Below are 21266 nucleotides of genomic sequence, written 5' to 3'. Positions count from 1 at the left end.
AGTTGATGAAGGTGAGTAAGCCAGAGCAGCAAGCGTGCCAGCGGCGGGAGACCCGGTTTTATTGGTTTCTCCGGAAATCGGCATGCATGGTGAGAGGGTGAATTGTTGGGTGCGTGTTGGGTGGGCAACAGTTGAGCCGTCGCTGGTCGAGTCTTATGGGTCGCCGCAACATTCGGAAATGAGTAACATGACTGCCCTCCCCGCAGCCCAGCTCTGCGCCCTGCCGAAATAAGCCGATTCCATGCCTTTCGAACTCAGCGTTGACCTCACCACCCTGGCCGTTCTGGCCCTTGTCGCTTTCATTGCCGGATTCATCGACGCCATCGCCGGCGGTGGCGGTCTGTTGACCACGCCTGCGTTGCTCACCGCCGGCCTGCCGCCGCACCTGGTGCTGGGCACTAATAAACTGAGTTCGACCTTCGGTTCGGCCACCGCCAGTTTCACCTTCTACCGACGCAAGCTGTTTCACCCACGGCAGTGGATGCACGCCATCGTCGGCACGCTGGTCGGTGCGCTGACCGGCGCCGTCGTCGCCCATTACCTGCCCGCCGAATGGCTGAACAAGATGCTGCCGGTGATCGTCTTCGCCTGTGGCCTGTACCTGTTGTTTGGCGGCACGCCGAAAGCGCCGCTGGACAGCGACGCACCGATCAAGAAGAAGTGGCAATCGACCCAGGGCTTCAGCCTCGGTTTCTACGACGGCGTAGCCGGCCCCGGCACTGGCGCGTTCTGGACGGTCAGCAGCCTGCTGCTGTACCCGATCGATCTGGTCAAGGCCAGCGGCGTGGCGCGCAGCATGAACTTCGTCAGCAACATTGCGGCGCTGTCGGTGTTCGTGTTTTCCGGGCAGGTGGACTGGATCATCGGCCTGAGCATGGGCCTGTCGGTGATGGTCGGCGCATTCTTCGGGGCGCGCACCGCGATCAGCGGCGGCGCCAAGTTCATTCGTCCGGTGTTCATCACCGTGGTGCTGGGGTTGACCGTGCGTCTAGCCTGGCAGCACTGGTTCAGCGTGGCCTAAGCGCCGCGCCACGTAGACGTCGATCAGATAACGGGCAATCGATTTGGACGCCGGCAACGGCGGCAGATCGTGCACGTTGAACCACTGGGCGTCTTCGATCTCGTCTTCCTGACAGACAATCTCGCCACCGGCATATTCGGCATGGAAGCCGAGCATCATCGAATGCGGGAACGGCCAGCACTGGCTGCCCATGTATTGGATGTTCTTCACCTCGATCTGCACTTCCTCGCGCACTTCGCGAATCAGGCAATCCTCGGCCGACTCACCCGGTTCGGCAAACCCGGCCAGCGTGCTGTAGACCCCGGTGACGAAACGCGGTGAACGCGCCAGCAGCACTTCATCGCCACGGGTCACCAGCACGATCATGCTCGGCGAAATCCGCGGATAACTGCGCAGATCGCAGGGCTGGCAATACATCGCCCGCTCCCGCGGCACCTGGGTCATGGCCTGACCGCAGTTGCCGCAGAAACGGTGTTCGCGCGCCCAAGTACCAATCTGCGCCGCATAACCCAGCACTTTGTAGATCGTGTGATCGCCATCGAGCATGAACGCCCGCAGGCCTTTCCAGCTGCAACCCGGCACCTCGCTGGTGCTGCGCAGTTCCAGCAGATACACCGGCTCGCCATCGAGATGACCGATACCGTGCTCGGCAAGGATCGACAAGTCCTGGCGCTTGAGCCATTCTCGGGGGAACAGCGCGCCGTTGTCATCGAACAGGAAACCCTCGGGGCTGCGCGCCACGGCCCAGCCGCCGGGTTGATCGGTGTCCAGTACTGCAGTGGTCCAGCGAGATGTCATGGTTTCTCAATCCAGAAATTCGGGTTTCTGTTTGCTCATATGGGCGGCCATGGCCACGCGCAAATCGTTGGATTGCAGCATGGCGGCGTTCCAGGTGGCAACGTACTCGAGACCGTCGTCGATGCGATGGTCGCGCATGTAGCTGATCATTTCCTTGGTGCCGGTGACCGCGATCGGCGACTTGCCGGCGATGTCCCGGGCAATGTCCATCACGCCTTCGATAAGGCTGTCCTTGTCGCTGTAGACGCGATTGACCAGACCGATGCTGCGCGCTTCTTCGGCGCCAAAGGTGCGACCGGTGTAAGCCAGCTCACGCAGCATGCCGTCACCGATGATCCGTGGCAACCGTTGCAAAGTGCCTACATCAGCCGCCATGCCGATATCGATTTCTTTAATAGAGAATTGCGCGTCTTCGGCGGCGTAGCGCATGTCGCAGGCTCCGATCAGGTCGATGGCGCCGCCCAGGCAGTAACCCTGGATCGCCGCGAGTACCGGTTTGCGGCAATTGTCGACCGCATTGAAGGATGCTTGCAGGGTCAGGATCTTCTTGTGCAGCAGGCGCGCATTGCGGCCGACGTCCTTGCCCAGTTCATTGGCCACACCTGCCAGCATCATCAGGTCGATGCCCGAGGAAAAGTGTTTGCCGGCGCCGCTGAGCACCACCACCCGCACTTCGTCGGTGTCGTCGATCCACTGGAACACCTCGACGATTTCACTCCAGAACGCGGCGTTCATCGAGTTGATCTTTTCCGGACGATTGATCTGCACATGGGCGATATTGTCGGCCAGTTCGACGCTGAAGGCGGTGTATTGAGTCATGGCAGAAGTCCTTTACCGGGCTGAAAATGAGGCCCGAACTATAACAAGGCATCAGCAGGGCGGTTCGGCCAAATGCGGGACTCTAGCCGTTCTTCACCGCGACGAAGGCGGCGGTCTCGTAAGGCACCGTCACCACTTCCCTGCCCCGCAACTGCGGCTCGCCGGCAATCAGTTGAGCAATCTGCTCGTCGATCTTCGCACGTTGTTGGTCACTCAACGCCGCAATGAAACTGGTGGAGCGCACCCGGTTGAAAATCACATCCTCCGGCGAGCCGGTATGGCCATGCTGAAAGTGCTGCGCCTGCAACGGCCCGAACGCCGGATGGGGAAAGGCCTTGCGCCATTCGCCGGTGTAGAAGCGCGGTGTGTCACCTTCCAGCGCATTGACGATGGCGTCCAGCTTGGGCACCCAGTCGATCCGGGTGTCGCGCAGGTTCCAGATCAGGCCCAGCTTGCCTCCCGGTTTAAGGACCCGGGCGATTTCATCCAGCGCTTCTGTGCTGGCAAACCAGTGAAAGGCCTGGGCGCAGACCACGGCATCCACCGAGGCGTCGGGCAGCGGCAAATCCGTCGCCGTACCGCTGACGGCCAGCACCTGCGGCCAGGCCAGCGACAGTTTTTCCAGCATCTGCGCCACCGGTTCCACGGCGATCACCTGGGCGCCGGTCGCCACCAGCCGTCCGGTGAACTTGCCGGTGCCGGCGCCGAGGTCGATAACGGTCTTGTGGCCATCAAGGCCCAGCGTGCCCGTCAGCCATTCACTGACGGCCGGCGGATAGTCGGGCCGGCCTTTGACGTAGGTGTCGGCAGCGGTTTTGTAGCCGCTGGCGGCCGAGTGGTGAACCTGATCTTTCATGGCCAAACTCCCATGGTAGAACTGCAGATCGACAACGAGTGCTGACGAGCATAGCGCCGGAAAAAGGGCTTTCCTTTAACAAAGCCTGACAAAGCAATGAATAAATTTTCACCCTGCGGTGTTCAAAGTGAAACATGACCCCCTGTGGAGCCTTGCCCATGACTATCCGTTCCGTTATGTTCGCCGCCCCGTTGCTGGTGGCCGCGGTTTTCGCGAGCCCCCTCGCCTTCGCCAATGGCGATGAAGAGGCGCCGGTACAGAAGCCCAACTGCCCCAAAGGCCAGGTGTTCGACACCAAGACCCAGAAGTGTGTGATGCAGACCAGCCATCTGGTGCCCGACGCCGACCGGACCGATTACGCCTACCGTCTGGCCAAGGCCGGCCGTTATGAAGAAGCCCTGACCCTGCTCGACACGCTGGAACAACCGAACACCGCCAAGGCCCTCAACTATCGCGGTTACGCCACGCGCAAACTGGGGCGCACTGACGAAGGCATCGGATATTACCTGCAATCGGTCAAGCTTGATCCGCAGTACGCGCAAGTCCGCGAATACCTGGGCGAAGCCTATGTGATCAAGGGCCGCGTCGATTTTGCGCAGGAACAGTTGCAGCACATCCAGACGATCTGCGGCACGACCTGCGAGGAATACCGGGACCTGGCCGAAGCCATCAACGATTCATCGAAAACCTGACACGACACGCGGAGGCGAACATTTTCAGCGATCAGGCCTTCAGGGCCGAACTCGGGCAACACCTGGCGCGCCTGTGGCGCTACGGATTGCTGCTGTCGCGCAATCGGCACGTGGCCGAGGATCTGGTGCAAGCCACCTGCGTGCGGGCGCTCGAACGTTCGGGCCAGTACGTGGCCGGCACGCGTATGGATCGCTGGCTGCTGAGCATTCTGCATTCGATCTGGCTCAACGAAGTGCGCGCCCGCCGGGTGCGCCAGGGCCAGGGTGTGGCGGATGCCGAAAGCCAGCTGACATTCGATGGTGAATACGCCGCGCAGACTCATGTGATGGCAGCGCAGGTGATCCGCCGGGTCGATGCGTTGCCGGAAACCCAGCGCGAAACGGTTTATCTGGCCTACGTCGAAGGCCTGTCCTATCGCGAAATCGCCGAGATCCTGCAAGTGCCGATCGGCACGGTCATGAGCCGGCTGGCCACCGCGCGCCTGAAACTGGCCGAATACCCGCCGCTGCAAGCGGTACCGAACACCCCCGCAGGAGACCGGCAATGAATGCGCCTTCCGACGAGCAACTGGTGGCGTATCTGGACGATGAACTTGACCGCGAACAGCGCAGCCAACTCGACAGCCTCATCGCCGACGATCCGCTGCTGAGTTTGCGGGTGCAATGGCTGAGTCGCAGCAACCTGCCATTCAAGGCTGCCTACGACGAACTGGCGCAACAGGCACCGCTTGATCGCTTGCAGGCCCGGCTCGATGCCGCGCCGTCACCGCAGAAGCCCGGTTTCAGCCGGCGCTGGTTCATCGGCGCGGCGGCAGCGGGCGTGGCGCTCGCAGGTGTCGCGGCGGACCGCTTGCTCCTGGCCTGGCAAACGCAGCAATCGCACAACTGGCGCGAGCTGGTGGGCGATTACATGGCGCTGTATGTGCCGCAGACCCTCGAACATCTGCCCACCGACGAAGCCTCGCAACTGGCGCAGCTGCGAACCGTCGATGCGCGGCTGGGCGTGAGCCTGTCGCCGGCGAAACTGAAACTGCCGGGCGCACAGTTCAAACGCGCGCAATTGCTCGAGTATGACGGCGTGCCCATCGCCCAGATGACCTGGCTCGACGCCACCCACGGCCCGTTGGCGCTGTGCGTCACGCGCACCAACAGCGGCAGCCAGCCGCTGGCCCATGAACGCCGGCACGGGATGAACGTGGTGTACTGGACCGAACGCGAACATGCCTGGATGCTGATCGGCCATCACCCGGCTTACGAGCTGGAGGAGATGGCGAAAATGTTTAAGACCCAGCTGAACGTTTAAAGAATTTTGTCACTATGCTGCTCGGGTGATTTTCCACGAAGGATGGATTTATGCCGATTTCTCCACGCACAGCCCTGCTGGTCATCGACGTGCAGAACGACTTCATTCCCGGCGGCCAGTTGGCCGTGCCCGAAGGTGACCTTATCGTTCCGCTGATCAACCGGCTCGCCGGGCAGTTCAAGCAAGTGGTCATTGCCCAGGACTGGCACCCGGCCGGGCATGCTTCGTTTGCTTCCAGCCATCCAGGCCGCCAGCCTTACGACGTGATTCAACTGCCGTACGGTGAGCAGACGCTGTGGCCGGATCATTGCATTCAGGGTTCACGCGGTGCCGAGTTTCACTCGGGACTCGATCTGCCCCACGCGCAGTTGGTCATCCGCAAGGGCTGCAACCCGGACATCGACAGCTATTCGGCGTTTCTGGAAGCGGATCGCGTCACGACCACGGGTCTGGCCGGTTATCTGAAGGAACGCGGGGTCGACACGGTGTACATGGTTGGCCTGGCGCTGGATTTCTGCGTGATGTTCTCCGCGCTGGATGCACGGGCGGCGGGGTTCAATGCGTTTGTGGTGCTGGATGCTTGCCGGGCGATTGATTTGAACGGCTCGCTGGCGTCGGCGATCGAGCGGATGCAGGTAGCTGGGGTTGGGTTGATCCAGTCCACTGAACTGCTTTGACCGACTTGCTGATCGTTCCCACGCTCCGCGTGGGAATGCATACGGTGACGCTCTGCGTCACAAAGGACGCGGAGCGTCCTGGGCGGCATTCCCACGCAGAGCGTGGGAACGATCAGCGCTCTGGGTGGGACCTCAGCGATCATCAGGTCGGGGTTGGCAGCCAAAGCCTGAAACGCGCCCCGCCCAATGGCGAACCCTCCACCGTCAACGTCCCGCCCTGCGCTTCCAGCGCCCGCCGGCTGATCGCCAGCCCCAGGCCAAACCCGCCGGTCGCCCGATCGCGACTGCGATCCAGTCGATAGAACGGCTCGAAAATCCGCTCCCGCTCGTCTTCCGGAATGCCGATGCCGTCATCATCGACCCAGATCTCGCAGCCTTTCGGGCAGACCTGCACGCCAATCTGAATGCGTTTCTCGCAGTAGCGCATGGCGTTGCGCAGCAGGTTCTGAATCGCGCGGGCCGTCAGGCGCGGGTCGAGGGAGAAGCGTTCCAGCTGATTGTGCAGCAGCACATCGATGACGATTTCCGGGGATTCCAGTTCTTCATCGACGCTGCCCAGAATGCTGTCGATGAACTCGTCCAGCGACACTTCGACCTGCTCCGGCAACTTCGCCGGATTCTGCAGGCGGCTGTAGGACAGCAACTCCAGCACCAATTCATCCAGTTCGCGAATGTGCGCGACCAGCCCCTGCAGGCGTTCGCGGCTGGCTTGCGGCAAGTCATCGGACAGCGCCAGCGCGAGGCCGAAGTCCAGGCGGGTCAGCGGCGTGCGCAATTCGTGGGACACGGCGTTGAGCAGGTCCCGCTGCTGGTTGAGCAGGTTTTCGATATCGCCGGCCATGGTGTCGAACACATTGGCCAGACTGCCGATGTTGGAGCTTGCGCCAATCTGCGTGCGCTCGCTCAAATGGCCCTTGCCGAAACGTTCGGCCGTGCCCTTGAGGCGTTCCAGATCGCGCCAGTGCGGGCGAAACCAGAGCAACAGGCACGCCAGCAGACTGGCGCCGATCAGCACGTTGATGCTCCAGTACAGCAGGTTCACGTCCATCGGATCCGGCGGCACCACCATCTGCACCGCCATTTCGTCGTTGAGCGGCGTGACCGCCAGCGTGCGCCAGCCCCAGTCGCCCACCCGCACCATGTTCTCACCACGCCGCAGCCGCTCTTGCTCGATGGCGGTGAAGCCAGGGTCATCAATACGGGCGAGCACGATGTGCAGCGGTTGAAAATCCTTGTCCATCGATGCTGCCAGCGCTGGCCACTGATCCTGCGGCACCGCGCGAAACTGCTTGGTGATCAGCGATTGCAGGCCTCGGGAATAGTCGAGGTTGTAGGTGACGAATCGCTGCTTGAACGCCATCACCACCAGATCCGGCACCAGATAGATCGCCGCGCTGTAGGAGACGATCGTCACCAGATAGAGGCGAAACAGGATTCTGAACATCGAATCAGCATTCCCACTCGGAACGGCTGAACAGATAACCCTTGCCCCACACGGTCTTGATCTTGCGCGCCTCGCCGGCGTGGTCGTCGAACTTGCGCCGCAGCTTGGAAATCGCCACGTCCACCGAGCGGTCGGTGCCGTTGAATTCGATGCCGCGCAGGCGTTGCAGGATCTGGTCGCGGCTCAGCACTTCGCCGGCATGACGGGCCAGCACCACCAGCAGGTTGTATTCGCCGCTGGACAGCTCGACCGGTTGCTCGCGCCAGGTCACCGTGCGTTCCGACAAATCGATGCACAGATTGCCCATCAGGATCCGGTCGTTGGCGGTCATCGGCTCGCCGAGGCTGCTGCGCCGCAGCAAAGTGCGCACTCGCGCCAGCAGGACGCGCGGCTCACAGGGCTTGGTGACGTAATCGTCGGCGCCCATTTCCAGGCCCAGCACCTGATCGTGGCTGTCGTCGCGGGCGGTGAGCATCAGGATCGGCAGCGTTGCAGAGTCGGCGCGTAACAGGCGACAAACCTGCAAGCCATCCAGGCCCGGCAGCATCAGGTCGAGAATCACCAGATCCGGCGGATTGAGCCGCGCCCGCTCGCGCACATGGTCGCCGCGGCCGATCACGCTGACGGAGTAACCGTTGCGTTCGAGGTAACTGGAGATCAGTTCGGCGAGGGCGGTGTCGTCTTCGACCAGAAGAATGTTGGGCATTGAGGTGATCCAGAAATACAGTGGCGACCCATCGTCCGCTATCGCGAGCAGGCTCGCTCTCACACTTGGAATGCAATCCCTTGTGGGAGCGAGCCTGCTCGCGATGCTTTATCTGTCGCAATAAATATCAAGGCGTAAAGGATATACGCCCTCACTCGTCCCTGAGCAAAACCCTTACACAATTTCACACAGCGCCTACAAAGCTTCACCGCTACCCTCGGCGACTGTCCGTAGGATGCGCAGATCAATATTGGGGGTTGTACATGTCGAAGAATCTGCTGGCCGGGCTCGGCCTGATCGCATTGGCGTTGACGCTGAGTGCCTGTGATAAATCCTCGAACGCCGAGGAACAGGCGCCGCCGGCCACCGTGCGGATCGAAACCCTTGAGGCGCGCCCCCTGTCGATCAGCAGCGAACTCAGCGGGCGGATTGCCGCGCCGCGCATTGCCGAAGTCCGCGCCCGGGTCGCCGGCGTCGTGCTGCAACGCACCTACCGCGAAGGCAGCGACGTGAAAAAGGGCGATGTTTTGTTCCGCATCGATCCGGCACCGTTCAAGGCTGACCTCGATAGCGCCGAAGCCGCCCTGCGCAAGGCCGAGGCCAACGCGTTCCAGGCAAAACTGCAGGAACAGCGCTACGCCCAGTTGATCGACGACAAGGCCATCAGCGCACAGGATTACGACAACGCCCGCGCCAATGCCCGGCAGACTGCCGCCGACGTGGCCGCCAACAAGGCTGCCGTCGAGCGCGCGAAGTTGAACCTTGGTTACGCCACCGTCACCGCGCCGATTTCCGGCCGCGTTGGTCGCGCGCTGGTGACCGAAGGCGCACTGGTGGGCCAGAACGAAACCACGCCCATGGCGCTGATCCAGCAACTGAACCCGATCCACGCCGACCTCACCCAGTCGACCCGCGAACTCAATGAGCTGCGCCGGGCATTCCGGTCCGGCCAGTTGCAGCAGGTCGGCCAGGATCAGGTCAAGGCCACGCTGATCCAGGACGACGGCAGCCTTTATCCGTTGCCGGGCAAACTGCTGTTCAGCGACATCACCGTCGATCCGGGCACCGGTCAGATCATCCTGCGCAGCGAGTTCCCCAACCCGGATCTCGATCTGTTGCCCGGCAGCTACGTTCGCGTGCGTCTGGAACAAGGCGTGATCCAGCACGGCCTTACCGTGCCGCAACGCGCGGTGCAGCGCGACAGCGCCGGTGTGGCGCAAGTGCTGACCATCGACGATCAGATGCGCGTCGCCCAGCAGCCGGTTCAGCTTGGCGCTGTGCAGAACGACCGCTGGATCGTCACAGGTGGCCTGAAGGCCGGCGACCGCATTGTCATCGAAGGCCTGCAACACGCCCGTCCGGGCGAAGTGGTGCAGATCGACGACACCCCTCTTCCACTTGCCCAGACCTCTGGTCAGTAAGCAGGACGCTCTTCTATGCCGCAGTTCTTTATCGACCGCCCGGTGTTCGCCTGGGTCGTCGCGTTGTTCATCCTGTTGGCCGGTGCGCTGGCCATCCCGCAATTGCCGGTGGCGCAGTACCCCGACGTCGCGCCGCCGCAGATCGAAATCTATGCCGTGTACCCGGGCGCCTCGGCGCAGACCGTCGACGAAAGCGTGGTCAGCCTGATCGAGGAAGAGCTCAACGGCGCCGATCACCTGCTGTATTTCGAATCGCAGAGCAGCCTGGGTAGCGCGACGATCAAAGCCACTTTCCAGCCGGGCACCAACCCGGAACTGGCGCAGGTCGATGTGCAAAACCGTCTGAAAGTGGTCGAGTCGCGCCTGCCGCAAGCGGTCAATCAACAAGGCTTGCAGGTGGAAAAAGTCTCCGCCGGTTTCCTGCTGCTGATCACTTTGACCTCCAGCGACGGCAAGCTCGACGACGTGGCGCTCAGCGATTACCTGGCGCGCAACGTGATGAACGAGATCAAGCGCATCGACGGCGTCGGCAAGGCCCAGCTGTATGGCGCCGAACGGGCGATGCGGATCTGGGTCGACCCGCAGAAGCTGATCGGTTTCAACCTGACGCCGGCCGACGTCAACGCCGCCATCGTCGCGCAGAACGCCCAAGTGTCGGCGGGTAGCATCGGCGATTTGCCGAACCCGAGCACTCAGGAAATCACCGCGACGATTCTGGTCAAGGGTCAGCTTTCGACGCCGGAAGAGTTCGCCGACATCGTGCTCAAGGCCAACCCGGACGGCTCCACTGTGCGCATCAAGGATGTGGCGCGAGTCGAGATCGGCAGCCAGGAATACCAGTTCGGCACCCGTCTGAACGGCAAGCCGTCCACCGCCGTCGGCGTGCAACTGGCGCCGGGCGCCAACGCGCTCAGCACCGCCACTTTGATCCGGGCGAAGATGGATGAACTGTCGCGCTATTTCCCGGCGGGCGTGGAATACAAGATTCCCTACGACACGTCGCCATTCGTGAAGGTCTCGATCACCAAAGTGGTCTACACCCTCGGCGAAGCCATGTTGCTGGTGTTTGCGGTGATGTTCCTGTTTCTGCAGAACATCCGCTACACCCTGATCCCGACGCTGGTGGTGCCGGTGGCGCTGATGGGCACCTTCGCGACCATGCTTGCGCTGGGGTTCTCGATCAACGTGCTGACCATGTTCGGCATGGTGCTGGCCATCGGCATTCTGGTGGACGACGCCATCGTGGTGGTGGAGAACGTCGAACGGATCATGGCCACCGAAGGCCTTTCACCGAAAGAGGCAACGCGCAAGGCGATGAGCCAGATCACCGGCGCGATCATCGGCATTACCCTGGTGCTGGTGGCGGTGTTCATTCCGATGGCGTTCATGCAGGGCTCGGTGGGCGTCATCTATCGCCAGTTCTCGTTGTCGATGGCGACTTCGATCCTGTTTTCGGCATTCCTCGCCCTGACCTTGACCCCGGCACTGTGCGCCACTTTGCTCAAGCCGATTGCCAAGGGTGAACATCACGAGAAAACCGGGTTCTTCGGCTGGTTCAACCGCCGATTCGAACAATTGACGGATCGTTATCAGGGCTGGGTCGGTTACGCACTGAAACGCACCGGTCGCTATCTACTGATTTACGTTGTGCTGCTGGTGGGTCTGGGCCTGTGCTTCGCGCGCCTGCCCTCCTCGTTCCTGCCGGTCGAGGATCAGGGTTACACCATCACCGACATTCAACTGCCACCCGGCGCGAGCAAGAACCGTACGGTGCAGGTCGTCGAGCAGATCGAAGCGCACAACGCCGGCGAACCGGGTGTTGGCGACAGCACGGTGATTCTCGGTTTCAGCTTCTCCGGCAGCGGGCAGAACGCCGCGCTGGCGTTCACCACGCTCAAGGACTGGTCACATCGCGGCAGCGACGACTCCGCAAGTTCGATTGCCGACCGCGCCAACATCGCCCTGAGCCAGATCAAGGACGCCGTGGCCTTCGCTGTGCTGCCGCCGCCGGTGGACGGCCTCGGTACGTCCAGCGGTTTCGAGTTCCGCTTGCAGGATCGCGGCGGCCTCGGCCATGCGACCTTGATGGAGGCGCGCACCCAGTTGCTGGAAGCCGCCGAGAAAAGCCCGATCCTGATGAACGTGCGTGAAAGCGCACTGGCCGAAGCGCCGCAAGTGCAACTGGAAGTGGACCGCAAGCAGGCCAACGCCCTGGGGGTTTCGTTCGCCGATGTTGGCAACGTGCTGTCCACCGCCATTGGCTCTTCGTACGTCAACGACTTCCCCAATCAGGGGCGGATGCAACGCGTTGTCGTGCAGGCTGAAGGTGACCGTCGCAGTCAGGTCGATGACCTGCTGAAAATGCATGTGCGCAACGACGCCGGAAAAATGGTGCCCCTGTCGGCGTTCGTCAAAGCCACATGGACCCAGGGCCCGGCGCAGCTGACCCGCTACAACGGCTACCCGGCGATCTCGATTTCCGGCGAACCGAAACCCGGCCACAGCACTGGCGAAGCCATGGCGGAGATCGAACGGCTGGTGGCCCAGGGCCCGAAAGGTCTGGGTCAGGAATGGACTGGTCTGTCGTTGCAGGAACGTTTGTCCGGCAGTCAGGCGCCGATTCTGCTCGGGCTGTCGCTGCTGATCGTGTTCCTGTGCCTGGCGGCGTTGTACGAGAGCTGGTCGATTCCGACTTCCGTGTTGCTGGTGGTTCCGCTCGGTGTGCTCGGCGCGGTGCTGGCGGTCACGCTGCGCGGGATGCCCAACGATGTGTTCTTCAAGGTCGGCCTGATCACCATCATCGGCCTGTCGGCGAAGAACGCGATCCTGATCATCGAGTTTGCCAAGAGTCTTTATGACGAAGGTCACGACCTGATTGACGCCACGCTGCAAGCAGCGCGCCTGCGGTTGCGGCCGATTGTCATGACTTCGCTGGCGTTCATTCTGGGCGTGGTGCCGCTGGCGATTGCTACCGGCGCAAGTTCGGCGAGCCAGCAGGCGATCGGTACCGGAGTGATTGGCGGGATGATTACCGCGACGTTGGCGGTGATTTTTGTGCCGGTGTTTTTTGTGGTGGTGGTGAAAGCCGTAACCCGATGGGCCGGCAAAAAATGAAGTTTCGCTATAAGTCGATCGGTTTTTACACCTGTCAAAGTTGACAGGTTCGACAATTGCTCCAAAACCTTAGGCTAGCTCCTGTCACGTTTGACTTAGCGGTTTGACTTGAATCAGGAGCTTCTCATGACGAATGTAAAGGGCAATGCAGATGGCAAATTCACAGCCACCACGAGCGATCCCGAACTCCGGAATTTTAACGCAGAAGAAAAGTTCTACTCATTGGGTATCGGCCGCTCCCTTCAGGGGTGGGCCTCGTTGGTGCAATGGCCGAATGAACGCAGAAACATTGCCCTGAATTTCATAAACAAGGGCGATATGGAAAACCAGACCTTCGATTTCGCCGATCCTGATCGCCAAGCGTCAGGCAGCTGGTGGAAAAGTACATCAAGCTCTGTCGAAGCGCCTTTCCTTGCGCAAAGCGGCACAGTCACTGTCACCGTGGACGCCGCTAAAGATGAAGCCATGGCAACGTTCGACTTCGTTGCGGTGTCGCAGAATGGAAAAGAGAAAGTGACTGTCAAGGGAAAACTGCATCTGGTGCCGAACGACCAAGGGAGCGCAAAACCATGAGTGCTGCTCAACCAGTGTCCGAAGATAGCTTGACCGCTGACGTCGATGGCCTGGAGCCGCCAGTGAAGAATAGCTACACGGCAGAAACGGTTCTCCTCACGGCTCAATACGATCAACTTTTCAAACAAGAGGCCTGGTCAGCCAGGGGAGAATGGTGGATTGATGGCCCGAGTCGTCCTCAACGGAGTCTGAGCATTGTTCTGAATGTGGTGCAAACCGCCAGTTTGAATACCCCCTACGACTTGAATACGGATGTCAGTCTGGTCAGAGCGGTTTTCGTGGAAAGACTCGCGGTTGGTATCAATCCTTTTTACAAAGCGATTCAAGGGACAGTCACCTTTCTCAGCTTCCCTGTTGCCGGCTCGGAGAAGGGGCAAATTGAAGCCGAGTTCGACTTCCTCGGCCAGAACGGTGACGCTGTTCCAAAAACCGTGACAGTCTCCAAAGGCAAGCTTCAGATCCATAACTGATCCAGCTTCCCGCCCATCCTTCTGAAACATAAAAACCTTGGGCTTCTTGTCGATGCTGACAGAGTCACAAGGTTTCTTTTTGCAGTCCTCCGCGCCAGCCAGAACCCACACCCATGCTATGGTTTGCTCGACGCCGTCAACAAAGAGCCGCCCATGCGCTTCCTCGCCCGCACCCACCCTCGCCTCTCTGTCGCGTTTCTGGTCGGCCTTGCCGTCGGCCTTCTGGTACCCGCCGATTCCGTCATCAGTAAAATACTCATCGGCTGGAATGCCGGGGTCTGGACCTACCTGGCGCTGATGCTCTGGCTCACCGCCAGGGCCAAGGCGCCGGACGTCAAGCAGATCGCCGTCGTCGAAGATGAAAACGCCGGGCTGGTGCTGTTCGTGGTGTGTATTGCGGCGCTGGCCAGCCTGGCGGCCATCACCCTGGAACTTGTCGGCAGCAAGGATCTGGATACCCACCACAAATTGATGCACTACGGTTTTACCGCACTGACGGTCATTGGCTCATGGCTGCTGATCGGGGTGATTTTCTGCGTCCACTACGCCCGGCTGTTTTACACCTGGGACGGCAAAGAGCCGGCGCTGCGCTTTGCCGAAGGCCTGACGACGCCCAATTACTGGGACTTTCTGTACTTCTCGTTCACCATCGGCGTCGCGGTGCAGACGGCGGATGTCGGCGTGGCCACGCGGGAGATCCGCAAGATCGTGCTGGCGCAGTCGCTGATCGGTTTCGTATTCAACACAGCGATTCTGGGTTTCTCGATCAACATCGCCGCCGGATTGTTTGGCTGAGGGCTGGCGTCAGTGGCTATTCGCTCACAGATTTCAAGGGCTGTAACCTGTCAAGTCTGACAGTGTACAGATCGCCTGAATCGCGCTTTTATGATGCATCCAGAGTTAGGGCCCAATGGCCTTTGGATACTTCCCCAAAGTGAACGGAGATCCAATTCATGAACGCTGTGATCAGACGCACCAGTTTTGCCCCCGGTAATTTTGTGACCGCAAAAGCTTTCGCCAACGGTGGAGCCCCTGTCGCGAACTTCACTGCCTCTTCCCGACTGATTGAAACCAAAAAGGTCGGCCCTGACAAAATCGACGCGGTAGAGATAACCGCCATTGATCGGCCACCTTCGGGCACGAAAGCCAAAACAAACCCGGCACGTGAACTTACCCTGATCGTCCCCGATGGTTTCCCGTTCGGGAAACATGTCTTGACCAGCCGCTCTGACGTAGCCGTCAGCTATAAAGACGGCACTGCGATCAGTGAAGGCATTTCAGGTGACATCGAGATCAAGCCTGCGAGCGATCAAAAGAATGTCGCGGCCGATTTCAATGTGACGCTGGAGAACGCCGATGGTACTACCTTCCAGTTGAAGGGAGGTTTTCAAGTCTTGAAGTGATGCAGCCGCAGGCACAAAAAAGGGAAGCCATCGCTTCCCTTTTTAGTTTCCGTTCCCTCAGAACCTGTAATGCGCCCCCATGTTCACACCGAAGTCTTTGGTGACGTTGTCGCCCTTGCTGGTGTCCAGCTCCGCGTGCAGCTGCCAGCGGTCATTCAGGGTCCAGGATGCGCCGGCGGCCACTTCGAAGCGCGTGCCGGAAAGATCATTGTTGAACTTGTTGTCGTTGACCCGCACTTCGTTGGTTTTGACGAACTCATGTACGGCAGCCACCCGCACGTGGGGTTGCAGGACACTGCCATCCGCCAGTTTCATGCCTCGCCCTAAGTTCAGGCCCGCCTTGCCCAGCATGGAACGGGTGGTATCAGCGTCGACACTCAGACCATTGTCCAGACGAAAATCCTTGCCTTGCACCGAGGCTGCCTGCCATTGGGTGAACGGTTCGATGTAATAGCCATCCGCGAACTCAATATGCTTGCCGAACTCCACCGACGCGCTTGCACCCAGACTGTTGTAACTGCCTTTGGTTTTGGTGTTGTCACTCAGCATCACGTCGGCCTTGTTGCGAAAGTGATTGAGCTTGCCCACCGCGTCCAGGTAGTAACCGCGGGCGCCCAGCCAGGTGCCGTAGAGACCGAGTGAGGTGCTGCCGATTTCCCCGGAGCTGCCTCGGCTCAAATCCAGATCGGATTTGCTGTAACCGGCAAACACACCGAGCAGTACACGCTCGCCGGCGATTTGCACCGGCGTATCGACGCCCATCGAGAAACCATACTGTCGTTGTTTGTAACCATTTCCGTAAGCATTGTTACTGATGCTGTACTGGCTGCCGAAAGAGCGCACCCATCCGCCCGTTTGCCCGCCATTGACCCGCAAATCACCCATGCGGTTGTTCAGCAGAACCGTTTCGCCATAGGTCACTGTCGGGGCTGTACCGGCAATGGCCAATGCGGCGCGTGTCGGTGTGCTGACAACAGTCTTGTCCGGTTGCAGGAACCAGTCATCTCCCTTCTTCACCAGAAGATAAGTGAATGCGCCTACGTCGACACGGTTGTTCACCAGGCCGTACTGCGCGCCTGACGCCACGCTCTGCACCACTTTGATGGACGAGTCATTGACCGGATCAAGACCGGAACTGGTGACCAGCAACTGATGGTAGCCGGAAGCACTGCGCGTGACATTCAGCAGGTCGCTGAGACCCTGATTGAAGTCGGTGCCCATCCGGAACGTGCCGTTGCCCGACAGGTTGGCGACGTTCAATTGAAAGTATTGCTGAGGAGTGCCGAAACCTACCGTGCCGCCATTGCCCAGCGACAGATTGTTCACCGATTGACTGCCGGTCATCTGCCATAGCGCCTGATTGTTGATCGCAAAATTGGCGACATTGTTCACCTGGCCGGTGAGCGTGGCAGCATTGTCCAGCGTCAGACTCGAAGCACTATTGGCAGAAGCATTGACGTCACCGTTCATGACGCTCTGATTGTTGATCGTCACCGTGGCGACGTTGTCGAGATTGCCGGTCAGGGTCGAGCCGTTGTCGAGCGCCACACTCGAAGCACCGAGCACATTGCCGGTCATGCGCGCCTGATTGTTCAACACCGCGGTCGTGACGTTTTGCAGATCACCGGTCAGCGACGCATTGTTCTGCAACGTGACATTCGCGGAACTGCCCGAAACCACCGTGACGTTACCGGTCAGGTCACTGTTCTCGACGAGGAATCCAGCCGAAGCACCTTGTCGGACTTCAAGCAACGTGTTGTTGCCGGCCACCAGCGTCGAACGGTTACGCACTTCGATGTCTGCCACTGTCGGGAAATTCGGCGCGTTGATGCCGACCACCAGTGCCGAGCCGGTCTGGCCTTCGACACGAGTGCCGTCCAGAATTATTTTGGTCGGGATAACGGCGTTCACCTGAGTGTCAGTGCCAACCGTCACGCCATTAAGACCGCCGCTAATCGTACTGCCGGTGGCCGACAGTGAACCTTCCAGCATCCTGATCCCGAAGCTGTTCGCACCAGTGCCTTCGGCGGTGGAGTTTTGCAGACTGATGACGCTGAATCGGTTGCCCGCAATGCCCCCCGTCAAGCCCTGAACAACTGAGCCATTACGCAGCGTCACGCTTGAACCGCCTACGCTGTTGTTATTGCGTACTGCCGAAATGCCGATGCCAGTGGCATTGTTAACCGTTGAGTTGTCCAGGGTTGCGCTGGCGTTGACCAGTGAAATCCCCGAGACCGCTGCGGCGTTGACATTCGAGCCCGTCAGATTGATCAGGCCACCGGGATTGCTGTTCATTTCCAGTGTCGTGGCATTGGTGGCATTCAGGATGGCGTTGTCTTGAAGTTGCCAGATTTGCACCGGCGTCGTGCCGTCAATGGCAAGCATGGTACCCGCCGGAACGGTACCCGCCTGGGTGAGCGGCGAATTCATCAATAGGGGCAGCAGGGACAAAATTCCCAAGCTGATCGAGGTTTTCTGAAACGGGGTGTTCAATTTGGGCGACATGGTTGAGTCCTACTCGATTACATTCCGTGAGGAACGAGCGTCCGACTCAAACGAGTTGCGAGCCGGAACTGAAGCGGTCGCCAGACTACGGATAACTTTCCGAGGGATATGTAGGACTAATCTCCATCTTCGTACGACTTATCCCCTTGTCCCGTAAGAGCACCCGTATCTGACTTCGATTCCCACGATGGGGACGGTATTGACTGCCGTCTCCATCGCAGGAAACTTCACTCGAAGTACTGTTGATGCACGATCAAGGACGGTTCTGGTCGCAATACACCAGGCTCGAGTTCAAGAGCGCGACAGGGACGATGACCGACGCTGTAATGCCGTTGACCCCATACTCGATGTACGCATATTGAGTCGCCGGACGCTGGCCAGGACCGGGGCTCGGCAGCTGGATCGGACGGACATTGGTGTATGGCACGTTAAATTCCAGAGGGCCCGTTGCAGGCATGGGCTTGGAATCTGTGAATGGCGTGTTGGGTATCACCGTCCCGCCAACTCCGTTGGTCGTCCGCCCCTCAAATTTTAACGCAACCGTTGCACCTGTCGGGATGTTGGCATCCCGCTCGACCCTGATCCGCAGTCTGCGTGTAGCCTCATACGGCGGCATCGGTCCGTTCGCGACAGCCGGGTGATCCAGACACGGGCAGTTGACGGACATCAAGAAGCTCTCGGGAACCACCGCACCGGTGGGGGTTCTGAACGCCGAAACGACAATCTTCGGCGCCGGCAGATTGATCACGATCGCTGTCACGTTGACACGCGTAACAGGCGTCTGCGTCATCGCGTTTGAACTGCCGGGGTAGGAGACAACAATGTAGGCCTCGCGCGCGGTAGCGCCGGTGCCGTTCCCTTCCAACAGAATCTCGGCCCAAGGCAATCGCGTGGTGACCCTCGTCGCGCCAACCTGCACGCCCACAGGCTGACCCACTTGTTTGCCCTGATAGAAGAACGTGACGATTTCTCGACCGGTAATCGGCCGCAGAGGATTTGTCCACAAGTTCCAGATCATGGTTGCATCAAGACCGGCCTGAGCCGGGCCAAGCGTGTTGGGTGCAGGCACAGGCGTGCCGCCACCCTGAACGATCACCGGGATGGCATTGGGGTTTTCCAGTTCAGGAAGGTTCGGCTGCTCATCCCCGGCGTATGCAAAATCGACAGTAGCAAATTGCTGAGGCGTGGAAACCGGATTCGGTGTAATCGTCGAGCGAATCAATTCGTACCAGTACTCGACCTGCTCTTCGGTGTCCCGGTTAGGGTCGCCGAAGACCACCGCCCAAAAGGCGTAATCAATCACGAATTTCAGCGGCCCGGCAGTGCCTGGCGCCGGGATTGTCTGTTCCGCAAGATCATGGACAATACCCTTCGAATCCATGATATGCGGCAGGATTCGGTCATCTTGCAACGAGTTGGTCGGGAAATCGATCTCCATTACCACTGCATCTGGATCAGATTTGAATGATGCGAGCGTAATGGGCGTCTGACCGTTGATACCGGTCGCCGGAATCCTTGGAATACCCAGCACCGGGGCCGGTGCGCTGACCCGATTGAACAGCAGCGTGATGGGTGCGTTGTTGCTGATATTGCCCGCGGCATCCTTTAGGTTGTAGGAGGAAAAATACGCGCCATCCTTCAACGCTTGCAGAATGACCAGTGAAATATTGATAACGCCGTCAGACGGCACCGGGAAATCTGCAACAACAGCGCCCTCACCTTGCATGCCGGTGAATGTCGTGAGTTGGGAGATGAAGAAGTTGACCAGATCAAGGCCTGGTTCGAATTTTGTCCAGCCCGTTGGAATGGTGATGTTCAAGCCGCCAGCGTTGGCAGGGTTGTTCAACCAATCGTCATCGATGACGGTTGGCAAACCTGTCAGGCTGATCTGCAGCGGCCGATTGCCGGTGCCATTGCCAGTGCCGGGTTGGCGCTGCCATTGTGCAGTCAGGTCGATGAGGATCTCGAGATGCGGTTGAGAGTTGTCGAGGTTCCCGTATACGTCAATGATAACGAACGCTGCAAAAAACTTGTTGTAATCCCCGCTAGCCGAGAACTTGTCGACGAAGATACTGAGCTGCGTGTCGGTCCGGTCAAAACTGACCGGAAAAGTCCAGTCACCTCCTGGCTGGCTGGCTTTAAGCTTAGTGTCCACTAAATAAGTCGGATCTCCCGGTATCAGCTGCGCCCCTTCCGGAAAGATATACAGTTGAATTTGGTGCGCACCATCCGGAGTTTTGTCATCAACGTCCGCCAACTGAAAGGTCACTTTTTTATCAACTTTCAGTTGTTGATACGTCAGTCGACCATCTGCCAACTGATCCACAATCGTTGGCGGCAACGCCAGAGCACCACCACCCGTTTTAGCCTGCATATTCATGTTCGTGAACTCCATCGATGAGTGTGTTGTTGAACCATCAACGTTGTTTCCCAATGAAGAATTTCGCGACTGCGGGCTGCGTGTTCCTGGGATTGACGTTCTGCCAACGTTTTGTTGGATCTATCGCTTTTCACTGCTTTTTTGGACTGCTTGATTCAAGGACCGCAAGGCGGTTTCCCGGAAAGGCGCCTGTCGATCTTCACGAATTCCGGATATGAACTGGCCAGCGCAACACCGTTTCGGTAGTGGGTGTAGGTGCACATCGCAGATCCGAATTCGATCGGTTTGATGTATTGGACGTAGTAGCTACTGTCGAGTCTGAAATCGAACCCTTGGGGAGAGGTCGCTTCCTGTTGCGACAGCGTTTTTCGAATTCGTAGCGCCGTGCCCGGAATTGGGTTGACACCGTTCAGGCTCGTGCAGCCTTCCCAATTCAGTACGCACTCATCATTCGCCAGAAACGTTCCCGGTTGCGCCGGAACCCGCACGACCACCACATCCCAGATCGCCGGGAATGTTAAACACATGAGCCAGCCCCAAAGGTTCGCGTCGGGATAAACCACCTCTTTCAATTTGACCGGCACCGGGCGCTTGAGGGTGAACACTTGCGGTAGCGAGTCATCTTCATTCCTGGTGTCGCCGGAGGTCACCCGGTACCTCAACGTGATGTCGCCTGTCTGTTGCAAGTACTGCGCAGGCAGGTGGATCGTGCCCGGAAAGACCACCGGAACCGGAAACAGGTTGTTGTAGAAACGCGTCTCGGATGTTGCCCCGGGCTCAAGTACCCAGATCTCCAGCAAATCACTTCTGCCCGGAATGATCGAAGGTGCAACCCACGGCGGGATTTGCAGTGTGACGCCGTTGATATGCGCATCCAGGGGCAGCACTTTGTCGGCGCCGACCCCGTCGATGGTCAACGGCAAGGCGAATGTCCCGATGGATTTTTTGGCGCTCATCCACTGTTCTCCAGAGGCGTAAAAAACACTTTGCTTCGGAAGAAATTAAACGCAGTAACCGCGCTTTCGCCTACTGTCAGATCTGACAGGTTTGATGACCGCTGGTCGGAATTGACCTTCAGCTGTTT

At 59.5% G+C, this 21266-nt stretch carries 19 protein-coding genes; 11 read left to right on the top strand and 8 right to left on the bottom strand.

From position 1 onward, the window contains the following. Positions 1-241 precede the first annotated feature (241 nt). Positions 242-1021, top strand: a complete 780-nt coding sequence (locus AC07XZ_RS05090) for a TSUP family transporter (RefSeq protein WP_007951261.1) — start codon at positions 242-244, stop codon at positions 1019-1021. Here AC07XZ_RS05090 and nudC read toward each other — a convergent pair. From nudC to AC07XZ_RS05075, 3 genes are all read right to left on the bottom strand, one after another. Continuing rightward, complete coding sequence (gene nudC / locus AC07XZ_RS05085) at positions 989-1819, bottom strand: NAD(+) diphosphatase (protein WP_085745576.1); 831 nt, start codon at positions 1817-1819, stop codon at positions 989-991. The two genes, AC07XZ_RS05090 and nudC, sit on opposite strands and share 33 nt — an antisense overlap. Positions 1820-1825: 6 nt before the next feature. After that, complete coding sequence (locus AC07XZ_RS05080; RefSeq protein WP_102688066.1) at positions 1826-2638, bottom strand: crotonase/enoyl-CoA hydratase family protein; 813 nt, start codon at positions 2636-2638, stop codon at positions 1826-1828. 82 nt (positions 2639-2720) lie between these two features. After that, a complete protein-coding gene (locus tag AC07XZ_RS05075; RefSeq protein WP_102688065.1) occupies positions 2721-3494 on the bottom strand; it encodes a class I SAM-dependent methyltransferase in 774 nt (257 codons plus the stop codon). Positions 3495-3652: 158 nt separating this feature from the next. Here AC07XZ_RS05075 and AC07XZ_RS05070 point away from each other — a divergent pair, with 158 nt between their 5' ends. From AC07XZ_RS05070 to pncA, 4 genes are all read left to right on the top strand, one after another. Then, a complete protein-coding gene (locus AC07XZ_RS05070) occupies positions 3653-4186 on the top strand; it encodes a tetratricopeptide repeat protein (RefSeq protein ID WP_102688064.1) in 534 nt (177 codons plus the stop codon). 62 nt (positions 4187-4248) lie between these two features. After that, a complete protein-coding gene (locus AC07XZ_RS05065; RefSeq protein WP_139832887.1) occupies positions 4249-4734 on the top strand; it encodes an RNA polymerase sigma factor in 486 nt (161 codons plus the stop codon). After that, entirely contained in the window at positions 4731-5489 is a 759-nt protein-coding gene (locus AC07XZ_RS05060; protein ID WP_102688063.1) for an anti-sigma factor family protein, read from the top strand. Before AC07XZ_RS05065 ends, AC07XZ_RS05060 begins: the two co-directional genes overlap by 4 nt. Before the next feature lie 50 nt (positions 5490-5539). Beyond that, a complete protein-coding gene (pncA, locus tag AC07XZ_RS05055; protein WP_102688062.1) occupies positions 5540-6166 on the top strand; it encodes a bifunctional nicotinamidase/pyrazinamidase in 627 nt (208 codons plus the stop codon). Positions 6167-6308: 142 nt separating this feature from the next. On the opposite strand, the gene AC07XZ_RS05050 is transcribed toward pncA, so the two are convergent. Both AC07XZ_RS05050 and AC07XZ_RS05045 read right to left on the bottom strand, forming a co-directional pair. After that, positions 6309-7610 (bottom strand): ATP-binding protein, encoded by a 1302-nt coding sequence (locus AC07XZ_RS05050; RefSeq protein WP_085745569.1) that lies wholly within the window; start codon positions 7608-7610, stop codon positions 6309-6311. A gap of 4 nt (positions 7611-7614) precedes the next feature. After that, positions 7615-8316 carry a response regulator gene (locus tag AC07XZ_RS05045; protein WP_007960391.1) on the bottom strand — a complete coding sequence of 234 codons (702 nt, stop codon included), beginning with the start codon at positions 8314-8316 and terminating at the stop codon, positions 7615-7617. Positions 8317-8579: 263 nt separating this feature from the next. On the opposite strand from AC07XZ_RS05045, the gene AC07XZ_RS05040 reads away from it, so the two are divergent. The 6 genes from AC07XZ_RS05040 (at position 8580) to AC07XZ_RS05015 (ending at position 15297) form a co-directional block, all read left to right on the top strand. Further along, entirely contained in the window at positions 8580-9737 is a 1158-nt protein-coding gene (locus AC07XZ_RS05040; protein WP_102688061.1) for an efflux RND transporter periplasmic adaptor subunit, read from the top strand. A 15-nt stretch (positions 9738-9752) separates the two neighbouring features. After that, on the top strand, positions 9753-12851 hold the full coding sequence (locus AC07XZ_RS05035) for a multidrug efflux RND transporter permease subunit (protein WP_102688060.1): 3099 nt from the start codon (positions 9753-9755) through the stop codon (positions 12849-12851). A gap of 126 nt (positions 12852-12977) precedes the next feature. Beyond that, positions 12978-13424 carry a hypothetical protein gene (locus tag AC07XZ_RS05030; protein ID WP_102688059.1) on the top strand — a complete coding sequence of 149 codons (447 nt, stop codon included), beginning with the start codon at positions 12978-12980 and terminating at the stop codon, positions 13422-13424. Continuing rightward, positions 13421-13894 (top strand): hypothetical protein, encoded by a 474-nt coding sequence (locus tag AC07XZ_RS05025; RefSeq protein WP_102688058.1) that lies wholly within the window; start codon positions 13421-13423, stop codon positions 13892-13894. The genes AC07XZ_RS05030 and AC07XZ_RS05025 overlap by 4 nt, the downstream gene beginning before the upstream one ends. Positions 13895-14047: 153 nt before the next feature. Next, positions 14048-14689, top strand: coding sequence for a DUF1345 domain-containing protein (locus AC07XZ_RS05020; protein ID WP_102688057.1), 642 nt, complete (start codon positions 14048-14050; stop codon positions 14687-14689). Positions 14690-14847: 158 nt separating this feature from the next. Beyond that, positions 14848-15297, top strand: a complete 450-nt coding sequence (locus tag AC07XZ_RS05015; protein ID WP_102688056.1) for a hypothetical protein — start codon at positions 14848-14850, stop codon at positions 15295-15297. A gap of 57 nt (positions 15298-15354) precedes the next feature. Here AC07XZ_RS05015 and AC07XZ_RS05010 read toward each other — a convergent pair whose 3' ends face one another. From AC07XZ_RS05010 to AC07XZ_RS05000, 3 genes are all read right to left on the bottom strand, one after another. Next, positions 15355-17682: an autotransporter family protein gene (locus AC07XZ_RS05010; protein ID WP_256590581.1), complete on the bottom strand. Its 2328-nt coding sequence runs from the start codon at positions 17680-17682 to the stop codon at positions 15355-15357. Positions 17683-18055: 373 nt separating this feature from the next. Beyond that, complete coding sequence (locus AC07XZ_RS05005) at positions 18056-20182, bottom strand: hypothetical protein (protein WP_102688054.1); 2127 nt, start codon at positions 20180-20182, stop codon at positions 18056-18058. 155 nt (positions 20183-20337) lie between these two features. Next, on the bottom strand, positions 20338-21138 hold the full coding sequence (locus AC07XZ_RS05000; protein WP_102688053.1) for a hypothetical protein: 801 nt from the start codon (positions 21136-21138) through the stop codon (positions 20338-20340). Positions 21139-21266: the final 128 nt, after the last annotated feature.

The organism is Pseudomonas sp. GW458-11-26-14-LB4, from assembly GCF_059423925.1.
Note: the sequence above shows the minus strand (reverse complement) of the source record. Positions and strands in the feature narration are given on the sequence as shown.